The sequence below is a fragment of the Cupriavidus sp. BIC8F genome (genome assembly GCF_032465815.1).
Taxonomy (GTDB): Bacteria; Pseudomonadota; Gammaproteobacteria; order Burkholderiales; family Burkholderiaceae; genus Cupriavidus; species Cupriavidus necator.
The window spans coordinates 955,769-971,250 of record NZ_CP136095.1; the positions used below are offsets into that span (position 1 = coordinate 955,769).

11 protein-coding genes are annotated in these 15,482 nt (G+C 68.8%); 3 read left to right on the forward strand and 8 right to left on the reverse strand.

What is annotated here, in order from left to right; all coding sequences use genetic code 11:
- Positions 1-451: 451 nt before the first annotated feature.
- On the forward strand, positions 452-643 hold the full coding sequence (locus tag RS901_RS24520; RefSeq protein ID WP_041228694.1) for a hypothetical protein: 192 nt from the start codon (positions 452-454) through the stop codon (positions 641-643).
- Between the two features lie 9 nt (positions 644-652).
- On the opposite strand, the gene RS901_RS24525 is transcribed toward RS901_RS24520, so the two are convergent.
- The 3 genes from RS901_RS24525 to RS901_RS24535 are packed head-to-tail and all read right to left on the reverse strand — an operon-like array spanning position 653 to position 5,001.
- Complete coding sequence (locus RS901_RS24525) at positions 653-1,906, reverse strand: arsenic transporter (protein ID WP_316156740.1); 1,254 nt, start codon at positions 1,904-1,906, stop codon at positions 653-655.
- Between the two features lie 29 nt (positions 1,907-1,935).
- Positions 1,936-4,047 (reverse strand): PBP1A family penicillin-binding protein, encoded by a 2,112-nt coding sequence (locus RS901_RS24530; RefSeq protein ID WP_316156742.1) that lies wholly within the window; start codon positions 4,045-4,047, stop codon positions 1,936-1,938.
- Positions 4,048-4,077: 30 nt separating this feature from the next.
- Positions 4,078-5,001: an alpha/beta hydrolase gene (locus tag RS901_RS24535; protein WP_316156743.1), complete on the reverse strand. Its 924-nt coding sequence runs from the start codon at positions 4,999-5,001 to the stop codon at positions 4,078-4,080.
- A gap of 190 nt (positions 5,002-5,191) precedes the next feature.
- Between RS901_RS24535 and RS901_RS24540 the strand changes: the two genes are divergently transcribed.
- Together RS901_RS24540 and RS901_RS24545 are read left to right on the forward strand one after the other, a co-directional pair.
- On the forward strand, positions 5,192-5,434 hold the full coding sequence (locus RS901_RS24540) for a hypothetical protein (RefSeq protein WP_018308883.1): 243 nt from the start codon (positions 5,192-5,194) through the stop codon (positions 5,432-5,434).
- Between the two features lie 170 nt (positions 5,435-5,604).
- Entirely contained in the window at positions 5,605-7,557 is a 1,953-nt protein-coding gene (locus tag RS901_RS24545; protein ID WP_316156744.1) for a sigma-54-dependent Fis family transcriptional regulator, read from the forward strand.
- 98 nt (positions 7,558-7,655) lie between these two features.
- Here RS901_RS24545 and RS901_RS24550 read toward each other — a convergent pair whose 3' ends face one another.
- The 5 genes from RS901_RS24550 to RS901_RS24570 all read right to left on the reverse strand — a co-directional run bounded on the left by RS901_RS24550 (position 7,656) and on the right by RS901_RS24570 (position 14,476).
- Positions 7,656-8,057 carry a DUF779 domain-containing protein gene (locus tag RS901_RS24550; protein WP_316156745.1) on the reverse strand — a complete coding sequence of 134 codons (402 nt, stop codon included), beginning with the start codon at positions 8,055-8,057 and terminating at the stop codon, positions 7,656-7,658.
- A 2-nt stretch (positions 8,058-8,059) separates the two neighbouring features.
- Positions 8,060-9,580, reverse strand: coding sequence for an aldehyde dehydrogenase (adh, locus tag RS901_RS24555; RefSeq protein ID WP_316156746.1), 1,521 nt, complete (start codon positions 9,578-9,580; stop codon positions 8,060-8,062).
- A gap of 221 nt (positions 9,581-9,801) precedes the next feature.
- Complete coding sequence (locus RS901_RS24560) at positions 9,802-11,085, reverse strand: cytochrome c (protein WP_316157285.1); 1,284 nt, start codon at positions 11,083-11,085, stop codon at positions 9,802-9,804.
- The gene (locus RS901_RS24565) at positions 11,085-11,645 is read right to left on the reverse strand and encodes a (2Fe-2S)-binding protein (RefSeq protein ID WP_114135696.1); all 561 of its coding nucleotides are present in this window, start codon (positions 11,643-11,645) and stop codon (positions 11,085-11,087) included. Before RS901_RS24565 ends, RS901_RS24560 begins: the two co-directional genes overlap by 1 nt.
- A complete protein-coding gene (locus RS901_RS24570) occupies positions 11,642-14,476 on the reverse strand; it encodes a xanthine dehydrogenase family protein molybdopterin-binding subunit (protein ID WP_316156747.1) in 2,835 nt (944 codons plus the stop codon). The genes RS901_RS24565 and RS901_RS24570 overlap by 4 nt, the downstream gene beginning before the upstream one ends.
- Between the last annotated feature and the right edge of the window lie 1,006 nt (positions 14,477-15,482).

Below are 15,482 nucleotides of genomic sequence, written 5' to 3' on the forward strand. Positions count from 1 at the left end.
TTATGCGTGGTGGGATGGATGACTGCGCAGCGGGTGTGCCGGATTCACTATATGGCAGATGCCGTGGCCTAACAACCCGCGTGGAGCATGGCAAGGTGCAGTGCGGTGGGTCGATTACGCCACAAGCCGACGTTGCTCCGTGAATAGTTCATGACATCGCTCAAGCCCGCGCCGCGCAACGCCGACAAGCGCACATAATGTCTGCACAACGCTAGCGTCCTGAATCAGAAATTCGTTGAATAAGTCTGCCGATAAGCCGCACGATGCGTCGTCACCAATGCTCGCAAGGCTCCAGCCTTGCTGCGCTTGGTTCCTAGCCTCGCACGACTTCTCGACAGACTTATTTTCTCAACGAATCTCTGACTCAGGACACCAGGCAGCCCGCCATAAAGCCGCCGGCACCCGGCCGCTGCAGCGCGCGGCCTGACTTTTTGTCGGGAAGAACGTACTCATGCCGATTGCCTTTCCGTGCAGCAGCCTGATGCTGCTCCATGTGGTCACAGTGCCGCTGCCGGCCACGCCGGTGGAAACGGGCGTGGCGGAACACCACGCCAGCGCCGTGCGCCATGGCGCGACTGGCCTGCGCCGGCCCCTGCTGCAGGCCGCCAGCACCCCCGCGGCCAACGACGCCGCCACCAGCTGAGCCAGCGGCTTAAAGAAGCAAGAGCGCCAGTGCCGGCAGCATCGCTGCCGGCATCACCACGGCCCCCACGCGCAGGAACTGGCCGGCGCTGACCATATGCCCTTCGCGCCGCAGCGCCGTGAGCCACAGCAGCGTGGCCAGCGAGCCGGTGACGGACAGGTTGGGGCCAAGGTCAATGCCGATCAGCACCGCACCGGTCATGGCATGCGAGGCATGTCCGCCCGCCAGCGCCGAGGCGGCGATCAGGCCTGCCGGCAGGTTGTTGGCGATATTGCCCGCCAGCGTCACCACCGCGCCCACGCCCAGCAGGGCCAGCGCGCCGCCGTCGCGCGACGCCGCTGCGACGGTATCGGCCAGGTGGCGGATCATCACGGTCTGCTCCAGCGCCGCCACCAGCACGAACAGCCCTGCCACCATCGGCAACACCCCCCATGACACCTCGCGCAGCGCCGGCACCAGCAGCTCGCGCCGGGTGGCGCAGACCAGCAGCAGCGTGGCCACGCCCGCCGCGCAGGTCGGCCAGCCCAGGTCGTTGCCGCGCAGCGAGGCCACCAGCAGGATCAGGCCGGTCAGCACGATGCCCAGCGCGGTCAGCCGGGCCTGCGGCGACAGCGGCGGCACCGGCACGTCATGTTCGATGGGCTCGGCCAGCGCCGCGCGCTGCGTCCACCACAGCGCCGCCAGCGTGGCCAGCACCGCGGCCAGCGACGGCAGCGCGAAGCTCGCCAGCCAGCCCGCCAGCGGCGGCATGCGTGTGCCGAAGATGACCAGGTTGGCCGGGTTGGAGATCGGCAGCACGAAGCTGGCGGCATTGGCAATGAAGGCGCACGCGTACAGGTAGGGCAGCGGATGCCGGACCCGCGCGGCGCGGGTGGCGGCCAGCACCGCGGGCGTCAGCACCACGGCGGTGGCGTCGTTGGACATGAATGCCGTCACCAGCGTGCCGAAGCCGTACACCAGCAGAAACAGCCGCAGCGCCGAGCCGCGCGCCCGGCGCACGGCGAGCGCGGCGACGTGGTCGAACAGCCCAGTCTTGCGGGCCAGCTCGGAGATCAGCATCATGCCCGCGAGAAACAGGTACACGTCGTAGCCGCGCATCACCCCCGCCAGCGCGTCGGGCAGCGCCATCAGGCCGGTGACGCACAGCAGCAGGGCGCCGGCGGCGGCCCAGAAGGCTTCGGGCAGGCGGAACGGGCGGAACAGGACGCCGGCCGTGGTCAGCGCGGCGACCGACCAGATCAGTACAGGGGCGTGGCTGGACATCGGGATCGGGACAGTGGAAAGCCCGAAGTCTACAGCCTGGCGTCTGCGGGGGCGGCCGGCGTGGCAGCGCCGGGCGCCGGCAGGCCAATTGCTTCGCTGGTGACGGGCGTCGGTGCGGGGGCAGCCGGCGCCGTGGCCGCGGTCCCGCCAAGGTTGCTGGCGACCGGATCGATCGCCGGCGCCGCCGCGGGTGCCGGTGGCGGGAAGCCGATGGCAGCGATGCCGTGGCTGCCATCGGCATACTCGGCGTACATCCAGTCGTCGCTCACGCGGACCACGCCGGCGGGCGCTTCGGCTGCAGGCACGGGCACGCCCGCGAGGCGGCCCTCCATATAGGCGGCCCACACCGGCAGCGCGGTGGTGGCGCCGAATTCATGCTCGCCCAGGCTGCGGTTGTCGTCGTAGCCCATCCACGCCACCGTGACGACGCCGCCGGCGTAGCCCGCGAACCAGCCGTCGACCGAATCGTTGGTGGTGCCGGTCTTGCCGGCCACGTCGTCGCGGCGCAGGTAGCGGCGCACGCCGGCGCCGGTGCCGTCGTCGACCACGCTGCGCAGCAGGCTGTCCATGACGAAGGCATTGCGGGCGCTGATCACGCGCGGCGGGGCCGGGCTGTCCGTGGTGTTAGCCGGCTCGGCTGAGAACAGCACCTTGCCTTCGCTGTCGGTGATGCGCGCGATCAGGTAGGGCTCGATACGGTGGCCGCCGTTGGCAAAGACGCCATAGGCCGCGGCCAGGCGCAGCGGCGAAGTGGTGCCGGTGCCCAGTGCCAGCGGCAGGTAGCGCGGCAGCCGTCTGGGCGCGAAGCCGAAGCGGCTGGCGAACTCCACCGCGTACGGGATGCCGATCGCCTGCAGCGTGCGGATCGCCGGCAGGTTGCGCGATTCGGCCAGCGCCTGGCGCACGGTGATGGGGCCGACAAAGCGCCCGTCGTCATTGGTCGGCTGCCAGCGCGAACCATTGGGCAGCGGCGCGTCGTTGATCAGCGTGCGGGGCGACACGCCGCGCTCCAGCGCCGCCGCGTAGACGAAGGGCTTGAAGGTCGAGCCCGGCTGGCGCTGCGCCTGGGTGGCGTGGTTGAAGCGGCTGGTGGCAAAGTCGGCGCCGCCCACCATCGCCTCGATCGCGCCGGTGGCGCCGTCCAGCGATACCAGCGCGGCCTGCGGACCCTGCGACAGGTCCTTGACGAACTTGCGGTGGCGCCGCGCGTAGCCTTCCAGCCCGCCGTGCACCGCGTCGTAAGCCAGCGTCTGGCGCACCGACGACACCGTGGTGTAGACGTTCAGGCCGCGCGTGTAGGCCTCGTCGCCAAAGCGCTCGCGCGCCAGCTGGCGCGCCAGTTCGGCCACGTACTCGGCATGCCCGGCAAAGCTGCCGGGGCTGTCGTCGGAGATCGCCAGGCGCGCGGCGCGGGCCTCGCGGTAGTCGTCCTGGCTGATCATGCCCAGCGCCAGCATGCGGCCCAGCACATACTCCTGGCGCCGCTTGGCGCGCGGGAAGTTGACCACCGGGTTGATGGACGAGGGGGCCTTGGGCAGCCCCGCCAGCATGGCCGTCTCGGCCAGCGACAGCGACGCCAGCGGCTTGCCGAAGTACGCATGCGCGGCGCTGCCGAAACCGTAGGCATGCTCGCCCAGGTAGACCTGGTTCATGTACAGCTCAAGGATGCGGTCCTTGGGCAGGGTCTGGTCGATGCGCCAGGCCAGCAGCATTTCATACCACTTGCGCGCCAGCGTCTTCTCGCGCGACAGGTAGAAATTGCGCGCCACCTGCATGGTGATGGTGGAGGCGCCCTGCGCATAGCCCTGGCCCAGGTTGGCCAGCGCGGCGCGCAATACGCCGGGGATGTCGACACCCTCGTGCTGGTAGAACTGGTCGTCCTCGGCTGCCAGCAGCGCCTGGACCATGCGCGTGGGAATCTGGCCGAAGGGGATGAACTCGCGGTGCTCGCTGCCGAACTCGCCGATCTGCACATTGTCGCTGGTGTAGATCCGCAGGGGCACGTCGGGCCGGTAGTCGCGCAGGGCGTCGACTGGGGGAAGCTGCCGCAGGCTTACCACCGCGGCAAAGCCGGCAAGCAAGGCACCGGCTGCAGCCAGCGCCAGTACGGCGCCGCCTGCCTTGACTGCGATTTTTTTCATGCGCGCATTTTACCCGCTGCCTGACTGACCCTAGCGGCTGGCCGCCAGCGGCAACGGATTGCCGAGCTCGTCATGGTCGACGGGCGGCGTGCCGGCGGCCGGCGGGGCGGGCCGGGCGGGCTGTGCCGTAGCCACGCGCAGCCTGGCCTGGCTGTGATGCCGGGCAAATTCGCACAGGGCCTGCCAGGTTTCCTCGCGTTCGATGATGGTGAAGTGATCCGTGGCTGGCACGGTCTGCAGTGCCACCGGGCCGGGCCAGGCGGCCATGAGCCGTTCCGAGCATTCATGGGGCACCACTTCATCGGTCTCGGCCAGCAGCACCTTGGTGCTCTGCACGACCTTCTTGCAATGCGAGATCGAATCGAAATGGTGGCGCATCAGCTGGCGCAGCGGCACCAGCGGGAAGCGCTTGCGCACCAGTTCAAGCAGCGAGTCGTAGGGCGTGATCAGCTGCAGGCTCTCGAAGTCCTGCAGGTCCGCCAGCTGGATCGCGACGCCGGTGCCCAGGCTGCGCCCCACCACATGCACGCGGGTGTCGGGGAAGACACGCCGCGCATGCAGCAGGAACTGGCTGGCATCGGCCACTGCGGCACCCTCGGACGGGAGGCCGTCGGAGTGTCCCAGGCCGCGGTAGTCGTAGGTGGCGAAGGCCATGCCGGCGGGCAGCCAGCGCGCGTACTGCAGCGTTTCGAGCACATCCTCGCCACGCCCGGGCAGGTAGAACAGCAGGTCGCGCACGTTGTCGCCGGGGGTATGGTAGATGTAGCCGCGCACCACGCCGCCGGGGATCAGGTGCGAGTACCCAATGATGCCGTCGGGCAGGTCGCGCGGCGGACGCCGGCGCGCATCGAACAGCAGCCGCTCCTGGTTGAGCGTCAGGTAGGTCCAGTAGCAGGCGAAGCCGCTGGCAGTCATCAGCGCGGCTGCCAGCGTACGGCGGGTGATCAATGGCATGGCTAGTCTTCAGTATCGCTGCCAGGCGAGGCGCACCAGCGCCGGCCTTGCCGCCCAGCCGCGCAGCCTACCTCATTTTTGTCAGGCGCGAGCGTGCAGCGCAAGCCGGCCGGCGCAGTTCTTGTACGATATACCTCATTCACGCGCGCGCACCCCCTCCCGAGACGACGCGCATACGGAGCAAACAGGCATGAGCGAGCAGAAACACGAGCAATACCGCGCCGAAGAGGCGCAGGCGATGGAACGCGTGGTCGCGGCGACGCGGCAGGTGCAGGTGGCCTTCACCGCCTTGCAGACCCACTATCCGCCGCAGGGCAGCGGCAAGCCATCCAAGCTTGCGCTGCAGACGTTCGATGCGGCGCTGCAGGCGCTGGAAGATGCCCAGGCCACCTTCGACGAGATCCTGAACGACCTGCTCGACGAAAAACGCTGATCCCGGCCCGGCATGTTGCGGGGGCAATGCATGGCCGGGAGCCTGTGATAAGGTTGCCGGACTACAGCCGCCCGGCCTGCCGCCGCACCTGAGCTGCACGGCACGCGCCACGGGACGGCAGGGCAGCGGCCGCGACGCGCGCCGCCTGCTGATACAGGAGACCCGCCGTCATGCACCGTGCCGCCCATCCCGCTGCGCCTTCCGATGTTGCCCGCCAGGCTGCCCATGTCGACCCGGCCGATGCCGACCGCGCCGGCCTGATCGCGCGCGCGCATGCGCGCTCTGCCGACTTCGGGCTGGATGCGCGCCATGCGCCCGGCTTCGATGCCGTCAGCCCGCGCGCGCTGGGTGAGCTGGTGGACGCCAGCCGCGACCTGTACCGCCATGCCTTGCCGGTGATGGAGACCCTGCACGCGCAGATCGCCAATACTGACAGCATGGTGCTGCTGACCGACAGCAGCGGCGTGATCCTGCACAGCCTGGGCGACGGCGACTTCGTCGCGCGGGCGCGGCGCGTTGCGCTGGCACCGGGGGTGTCGTGGTCAGAGCCGAGCAAGGGCACCAACGCCATCGGCACCGCACTGGCCGAGGCCCGCCCCACCCTGATCCACGCCAGCGAGCATTTCCTCGAATCCAACCACCAGCTGACCTGCTCATGCGCGCCGATCGCCAGCCCGACCGGTACCCTGCTGGGCGCGCTCGACGTCAGCGGCGATCATCGCGGCTTCCACCGGCACACCATGGCGCTGGTGCGGATGTCGGCGCAGATGATCGAGAACCACCTGTTTGCCAACCACTTCCCGGACGCGCTGCTGGTGCGCTTCCATGCGCGGCCCGAGTTCGTCGGCACGCTGTTCGAGGGCATGGCGGCGTTCTCGCCCGACGGTGCCTTCCTGGCTGCCAACCGCAGTGGCCTGTTCCAGCTGGGGCTGGCCCCGCACGCGCTGGCGGCAGCCGGCTTTGCCGGGCTGTTCGGCCAGCCGGTGCGCGTGGCGATGCAGGCGCGCAGCGGCGCTGCAGGATCGCTGCAGACGCTGACGCTGCCCAGCCGGGTGCAGGTGTTTGCCCGCATCGAATACCTGGCCGCGCCCATCGCGGTGCGCCAGCCCAGTGCCGAAGATCCGCTGCCGCCGGCACTGGCAGCGCTCGATACCGGCGACGCCGCCGTGGCCGCGGTGCTGCGCCGCGTGCGCAAGGTCAGCGGGCGCGGTATCACCATCCTGGTCCAGGGCCGCACCGGCACCGGCAAGGAGTGGCTGGCGCGCGCCATCCATGCTGCCTCGCCACGCGCCGGCGGGCCTTTCGTTGCGGTCAACTGCGCGGCCATCCCCGAATCGCTGATCGAGGCCGAACTGTTCGGCTACGAAGAAGGCGCCTTCACCGGCGCGCGCCGCCGCGGCAGCGAGGGCAAGGTCGTGCAGGCGCACGGCGGCACGCTGTTCCTGGACGAGATCGGCGACATGCCGCTGGCACAGCAGGTGCGGCTGATGCGCGTGCTGCAGGAGCGCGCGGTCACCCCGCTGGGCAGCGCCCGCGCGCTGCCGGTCGATGTGCGCGTGGTCTGCGCCACCCACCGCGACCTGCGCGCGATGATTGCCGATGGCGCTTTCCGCGAAGACCTGTACTACCGCATCAATGCCCTGGCCGTGACCCTGCCGCCGCTATGCGAGCGCAGCGACCTGCCGCTGCTGGTCGATCGCATCCTGCAGCGGCAGGGCGAAGACGCCGGCTTGCCGTCCCCGGTGCATGTCGATGCGCAGGTGCTGGCGCTGCTGCGCCGGCACCCGTGGCCGGGCAATATCCGGCAGCTTGCCAACGTGCTGCGCACGGCGGCGATCCTGGCGGAAGGGGAGGCGGAGATCGGGGTGGAACACCTGCCGGAAGGGTTTGAGCAGGAGTGTGGCGATGAGGTGGAGCGCTGTGACGCGGCGGCTCCCGTGCAGGCGCCGGCGTCCTCAAAGGCCAGCCGGATGCGCGACTGGGAAGCTGGCCTGATCCGGCAGGCGCTCGCGAGGCACGGCGGCAATGTCAGCCACGCAGCGCGCGAGCTGGGGGTGTCGCGCAATACGATCTATCGGAGGTTGAGGGAGGGGTTGGACGGCGACGAGGAAGCGGAGCGCTGAAGGACTTCCTATCCCGCTTGTTTGCTCCCCTCTCCCGCTTGCGGGAGAGGGGAGCACTCCGTCGGCAAGCAACTACCGACATCAGCAAGCAATCATCCTCACAACCCCGGCTGCGCCGCCAGCCACGCGGCCTCATCGTCGCTGAACAACTCCGACCGGGTCAGGAACCGCTTCCCCGTCCGTCCCTCCAGCGAGAACATCCCGCCCGCCCCCGGCACCACATCGATCACCAGCCGCGTGTGCTGCCAGTACTCGAACTGCGCCCGCGTCATATAGAACGCCGCGCCGCCGATCTCGCCCAGGCAGACATCGGCCGCACCCACCAGCAGTTCGCCGGCGGGGTAGCACATCGGCGCGCTGCCGTCGCAGCAGCCGCCGGACTGGTGGAACATCAGCGGGCCATGCCGAGCGGCCAGCTCTGCGATCAGCGTGAGCGCGGCCTGGGTTGCCACCACGCGTGCGACCGGCGCGGTGGCGGGAGCGGACGTCGAGCCCGCCATGGTCAGAAGAACCCGAGCGCGTTGGGGCTGTAGCTCACCAGCAGGTTCTTGGTCTGCTGGTAGTGGTCGAGCATCATGCGATGGTTCTCGCGGCCGATGCCGGACTGCTTGTAGCCCCCGAATGCGGCATGCGCGGGGTAGGCGTGGTAGCAGTTGGTCCACACGCGCCCCGCCTGGATGCCGCGGCCCATGCGGAATGCGCGCGCGCCGTCACGTGTCCAGACACCCGCACCGAGCCCGTAGAGCGTGTCGTTGGCGATGGCCAGCGCCTCTTCCTCATCCTTGAAGGTGGTCACCGATACCACCGGCCCGAAGATCTCTTCCTGGAAGATGCGCATCTTGTTGTGGCCGGCGAATACGGTCGGCTTGACGTAGTAGCCGCCCGCCAGGTCGCCATCCAGCACGTTGCGCTCGCCGCCGGTGAGGCACTGCGCGCCTTCCTTGCGGCCCAGGTCGATGTACGACAGGATCTTCTCCAGTTGTTCGGCGGACGCCTGCGCGCCGATCATGGTGCCGGTGTCGAGCGGATGGCCCTGGCGGATCGCGGCCACGCGCTTGAGCGCGCGCTCCATGAAGCGGTCGTAGATCGATTCCTGGATCAGCGCGCGCGACGGGCAGGTGCAGACTTCGCCCTGGTTCAGCGCGAACATGGCAAAGCCTTCCAGCGCCTTGTCGAAGAAGGCGTCGTCGGCGGCCAGCACGTCCTCGAAGAATATGTTGGGCGACTTGCCGCCCAGCTCCAGCGTCACCGGGATCAGGTTCTGCGACGCGTACTGCATGATCAGCCGGCCGGTGGTGGTCTCGCCGGTGAAGGCGACCTTGCTGATGCGCGGGCTCGATGCCAGCGGCTTGCCGGCTTCCAGCCCGAAGCCGTTGATCACGTTGATCACGCCCGGCGGCAGCAGGTCGCCGATCACTTCCATCAGCACCAGGATCGAGGCCGGCGTCTGTTCCGCCGGCTTCAGCACCACGCAGTTGCCGGCGGCCAGCGCCGGGGCCAGCTTCCAGGTGGCCATCAGCAGCGGGAAGTTCCACGGGATGATCTGGCCGACCACGCCCAGCGGCTCATGGAAATGGTAGGCAATGGTGTCGGCGTCGATCTCGGAGATGCCGCCTTCCTGCGCACGGATGCAGCCGGCGAAGTAGCGGAAGTGGTCGACCGCCAGCGGCAGGTCGGCGGCGGTGGTTTCGCGCACCGGCTTGCCGTTGTCGATGCTCTCGGCCACGGCCAGCAGCTTCAGGTTGGCCTCGATGCGGTCGGCGATGCGGTTCAGGATATTGGCGCGCTCGGTAGTGGAGGTGCGCGCCCACGCGGCCTTGGCGGCGTGCGCGGCGTCCAGCGCGGCGTCGACATCCTGCTGGCCGGAGCGCGGCACGCGCGTGAACGGCTTGCCGGTGATCGGCGTGATCGATTCGAAGTACTCGCCGCCGGCGGGCGGCACCCAGGCGCCGCCGATGTAGTTCTCGTACTGCTGCTTGTAGGGGTTGCTGACGCCCAGCTGGGCGATTTCCGCCATGTTCATGTCTCGCTCCGTTCAGTGATTTCTGTGGTGTCGTCACGGCCTTCCTGCCGTGCGCACGGCAGGCAGATCGCAAGAGCTGTGCCGGGGCGGGAATCGAACGAAAGAACGGGGAAAAGCGGGGGGCGCGTGCGCGTGGCACGGGTGGGATATGTCACGCGCCGGCACGGCTGTGCCAGCGCGTGACACCGGGTGTTCCAGAATGGAACACCCGGGGCAGGGCGTCAGTGCCCGGGGCCTGCGGCGCGCAGCGCCTTGACCGCGGCGGGCGTCACGTCGGCCGGCTGGCCGCCCCAGGTGGCGCGCAGGTAGTTGGCCAGCTGCGCCAGCTCTTCGTCGCTCATGCGCGCGGCAAAGCCCGGCATGTCCTGCATGGCCTCCACGCCGGGGAAGCGCTGCGCCTCGATGCCGTCGAGCATCGACACGATCAGGTTGCGCGCGTCGGTGTTGCGCACGGTCGAGTTGCCGGCCATCGACACCGCCACGTGCGGCTTGCCTTCGCCCTCGCGGCCGTGGCAGCCGGCGCAGACCGCCACATAGTGGCGGCGGCCAGGTGCCAGTTGCGCGGCATCGGCGTTGACGGGCTTGACTGGCTGCGGTGCGGGCGGCTTGTCTCCCAGCAGGTAGGTCGTCATCGCCGCAAGGTCGCCCTGGTTCAGGTACTGGCTGCTCAGATGCACCACCGGGTACATCTCGCCGAAGGCCGAGCCCTGCGGCGCGATCCCGATGGCAAAGAACTGCTGCAGGTCGGCCGCGGTCCAGCCGCGTGCGGCCAGCCCGGCCGGCGTGATGTCCGGCGCGCCCACGCGTGCCAGCGCGGCGCCGGCCAGCGGCTTCGACAGGTCCAGCCGCCCGAACGCGGCGCGCGGCGAATGGCATTCGGCGCAATGGCCAAGCGCGTTGGACAGGTAGCGGCCGCGCTGCCACGACTCGGAATTGCCGGCGGAGGCATCGGGCAGCTTGTCCTCCAGGAACAGCAGGTTCCAGCCCGCCAGCGCAAAACGCAGGTTGTACGGGAACTGCAGGTCGTGCGGGCGGTTCGGCACGGCGGCCGGCTTCACCTGCATCAGGTAGGCATACATGGCATCGGTATCCGCGCGCGACAGGCCGCGGTACGAGGTGTACGGCATGGCCGGATAGAGGTGCTTGCCCGGCGCCTTGCCGTCATGCAGCGCGGTGTAGAAGTCGTCGGCGCTCCAGTTGCCGATGCCGTGGGTCTTGTCGGGCGTGATGTTGGTGCCGTAGAACTTGCCGAACGGCGAGGCCAGCTCCACGCCGCCGGCAAACGGCGCGCCCTGCGGCGCGGTATGGCAGGCGGCGCAGTCGGCCGCGCGCACCAGGTAGCGGCCGCGCGCGATCTGCTCGGCGGGCGGCAGCTGGCCCTTGGGCGCCTGGTCGGCGGCGGGCGCGACGGCTTCGGTGTTGCCGCCGCAACCGGCCACCAGCGCGGCGGCGGCCAGCGCGGCAAGGGCCACGCGGGCGAAGGTCAGGAAGGCGGGGCGCTGCATCACTTGGCGCTCCCGCTGTCCTTGACCAGTCCCGGCGTGCTGGTGATCACGTCCTTCACGGCTTCGAAGTAGCGCACATAGCCCGTGCAGCGGCAGATGTGGCCGTCCAGCGCGGTGGTGATGGTCTCGTCGACCTTGTCCTTTGCCACCGGCTTGCGCTTGAGCTGTTCCACCAGGATGGTGGCGCCATTGACGAAGCCCGGCGTGCAGTAGCCGCACTGGAAGCTGAAGTGGTCCAGGAACTTCTGCTGCACCGGCGTCAGCTCCACCACCTCGCCTTTCTCGTTGCGCTTGCCGTGGCCTTCCACGGTGCGCACCTTGCGGCCCTGGAACCAGTGCGCGCCGGTGATGCAGCTGCGCACTTCCTCGCTGGTGCCGTCGGCCTTGTCGTGGATCACCACGCAGGCATGGCAGATGCCCTGGCCGCAGCCCAGGCGCGAGCCGGTCAGGTCCAGGTATTCATGCAGGAAGTCGATCATCATCAGGCCTTCGGGCACGTCGAGCGGGCCGACCTCCTTGCCGTTGATGTTCAGGGAAAGCGGTTGGGTGGCGATGCTCATGCGAGGACCTCCTGGATCTTTTCGGCCGTGACCGGCAGGTCGGTGAAGCGGTGGCCGATGGCATGCGCGATGCCATTGACGATGGCGCCCACCACCGGGATCATCACCACTTCGGCGATGCCCTTGGGCGGGTCGGTTTCAGAGACGGGCGGCAGCACCGTGCCGGTCTGGGTCCACACCGCCACGTCGCTGGCGCGCGGCAGGTGGTAGCGGTTGAAGTTCCAGGTGCCGTTGCCGGGGCCGTCCTCGTAGAGCGGCAGGTATTCATGCAGCGCGTGGCCGATGCCCATGGCGATGCCGCCCTGCAGCTGGCCGGACACCAGCTGCGGCGACAACTGCGTGCCGCACTCCATGATGGAGTGGTGCGACAGCACCTCGACCTTGCCGCTGGCCTCATGCACCGACAGCTCGACAAAGGTGCCGACCGCGCTGTAGTACGTGACTGAGGCATTGTTGCGCTGGGTGGTCGCGACGTAGACCTTCTTGCGGTCGAGCACGTCATAGCCGCCGCTGGTGCGCATGCGCGCCTTGCGCGCGCCGTCAGCGCCATCGCCGTAGCGCACCGACAGGCCATCGACCGGCAGCCGCGCGGCGTGCCCGCTGATGTCGAAATCGGCCTCGCTCCACTGCCAGCGGTTGAAGACGTGCACGGTGGCGCCGGTGACCAGGCCCATCTCATGCGCCTTGGCCGCCAGCTGCTCCAGCGGCAGCGCCTGCAGGCCGCCGGCGCTGAGCTTGCCCTCGACCCAGCGCGCGTCTTCCACGCGCACCACCAGCGAGGCCGCCTGGCCGCCGCCGATGCCCTGGCTCCAGATCGCCATCGCCGCCGGCCACAGGCCGTGCATGAAGATCACGCGCGCGGCTTCGCGCGTGCTGTGGGTGAAGTAGTAGGCCGAGTTGGTGGCGCTGGCGGGCGACGCGTACGACGGCGACCAGCGCGGGTTGGCGCACAGCCGGTCCTGCTCGGCCTGGCTCATCAGGTACGGATCGCCCGAGGTCACCACCGGCAGGTCGGCCCAGTCGGTGACCGAGGTACGCACCTCGGCCGCGGGCTTGCCCAGCCAGCGCGCCACCGCGGCGGCCTGCGAGGTCGACATGCCGGTGCCGATCTCGGCGCCGGAGTGGTGCAGCGCGATGCTGCCGTCGGCCTTCATCTCGACCTTGGCGAACGAAGCTTCCGCACCGGTGCCGAAGTCCTTCTGCACGCAGGCAAAGCCCACGCCGTAGCGGCGGCCGGGGTTGGCGGCTTCGTACTCCGCCTTCTTCTTCGCGCGGCCGGTCCACAACGGATGGACCTTCGCGGCTTCCAGCACTTCATCGACACGGATCGCGCCGGCCGGGATGGCGCCCTGCGTGTTCTTCATGCCGGAGCGCAAGGCGTTTTTCAGCCGGAACTCGATCGGGTCGAGCTTGAGCTGCTCGGCGAACTCGTCGACCATCATCTCGGTCGCGGCCATGCTCTGCAGCGTGCCGTAGCCGCGCGCGGAGCCTGCGTCGATGGCGCGCGAGGCGATTGCCACCGCGGTCAGGTCGTTCTTCGGGAAGTAGTAGATCGATTGCGCCGCGGTGGCGCCCACCATCGCCACCGACGGCGAGAAGTTGGCGCGGCCGCCGCCGTTGGCCTCCAGGTCTCCCTGGAAGGCCTGGAACAGCCCGGTCTTGCGGTCCACCGCGATGCGGTAGCGCATCTTGAAGGCGTGGCGCTTGATCGAGGTCTGGAACTGCTCGTAGCGGTCATTGGCCAGGCGCACCGGCTTGCCCTCGGCATAGAGCGCCGTGACCAGCCCGTAGAACGGGAAGTTGTAGTGGTCCTTGGAGCCGTAGCCCACGGTGTAGCACGGGTGCAGGAACACCTGCTTCACCGGGAACGCGCCCTTGGCCTTTGCCAGCATCTCGGCCGCGCTCTCGGCGACCTCGATCGGGGACTGCGTCGGCACCACCAGGTGCAGTGCCTGCGCGGCGGCGTCATACCAGCAGTTGGCGTTGTCGGGCTCCAGCGCCGCGGTGTCGACTGACTGCGAGTTGTATTCGCGCTCCAGCACCAGCCAGTCCTCGGGCGGCCTGGCCAGCTGCGCGCGGATCGCGTCGGCATGGTACATGCCCTGTTCGCCGAGCTGGCCGTGGTCCTTGCCATCCGGCCACACCGGCTGGTGCTTGCGCATCATGCTGGGGAACACCGGCGCGTTCTTCAGGCTGGAGAACACGTCGTCGTCATAGGGCGTGGTGCCGCCCACGCGCACGAAGCGGAAGGTGCCCCACGGATCGCGCTCCAGCGGGCCGGTCCTGGCGCCGTAGCGGATCACGTCGTCGCGGAACTTGAGCTTGTCCTTGGCAAAGCGGAAGCGCGCGAAATCGTGGTAGATCAGGATCGCCACCGCATGGCCCAGGTAGGCCGGGGTCTTGCCCTCGGGCAGCAGCATGTCCACCCCGTAGAAGCCGGGGAAGGCCACGCTGTCGCGGGCGAGGTCTTCCGCGGTGACCACGCGGTCAGGCTTCAGGTCGTCGCCCAGCACGGCGAGGTCGAAGCCCTCATAGGTGCGGTCGGCCTGCGTGGCGCGCAGGATGAAGGCGTGCGATTGCTGCTGCGGCCAGTGCGGCATGTCGCGCGCGCGGATATCGCGCGCGAACACCTTGGCGCCGGTGACCTTGGCGATGCCGTCGATGCGGAATTTCGGGACGCCGGCCTTGGGGTCCCACTGGACCGGGGTCAGCAGCTTGTCTTCGAACAATGCCGCGAAGGCTTTGCCGCCGATGGGTGCGATATAGACCGACACCCCGGCCACGACGCTGGCTTTCAGGAAAGTGCGCCGTGAAGGGTTGAAGCTGGGCATAAGGATTCCTCGGGAATGCGCTGCTACGGCAGCCGGCGCGCGACGTGCGGGATCAACGGGGATCGTGACAAGATGGCCGAAGCAGTGCCTGGCTGCGCGCGGTGATGTCGCGTGCGTGGGCCTGGCCGCGTAGCCGTGGCGCCGGAGAGGGCTGGTGAGAGGTGGGGCAATGTCTTGTTATCTGTCGTGGCACGGCCTGGCGCGCTGACTGGGCGGATTGTGCGCTTACGTCAGGGTATACCGCAATGCGGGGAGTGGAATAGCGGTTATCAGCAGGGTTTGATACCCGCGGGCACGTGGTTGTGCATTGCGTCATGGCGCGGATCGGTGCCGCAAGCCAAGCTTGGAGCCGTTGTCTGCACGAAGAGACAGGCAGATCCCCGCCGCGCGGGTGGCGGCAGGGACCGAAAGAATTCAGATCGCCGCCAGAATCATTCATATCCCGGTGTGGCGCGGGCTGGCCAGATATTGGGGTCTTTGCCGAATAGCGGGGTGTGGTTTTTGGGCTTTGGCACCGCGGTTGGGGGTCGTGCTTGGCAGGCGTGGGCTGTTTCGCCGGCGTAGCCGGCGACTTACTCTTTTGTCCAAGCGACAAAAGAGTAAGCGGAAAAACGCGTCGCCTGAGCGGCTGGCTACCCATTCCTCGACGTGGGTGGTTCGAGCGGCGGTGATTTCCGCCGATTTGTGTGGTGGTTCGAGCCAGCTACGCTCCCTGTCTGGTGCCTGCGTCGACGGACTATTGGACGACCCCGACTTTAGGGGGTTGGCAACCTGCTAACCAGGTTATCGGTGGGACGCCTTCGGCTGCGCTGCGCGCACTCAGCATCGCAGGTCGGGTGCCCAGGCACGGAGTGCATCGCTGCGCTCGCACGCGTTGTCGTGGATGACACCGAACCCAACGCTGTTAGGACGTGGTCAGTCGCTCTGCTTAGGGCCGGCGCGCAGCGCAGCCGTAGGCGTCCCACCGATGGCGGTGTTAGCAGGCGGCCCACAGCCTAAAGTCGGG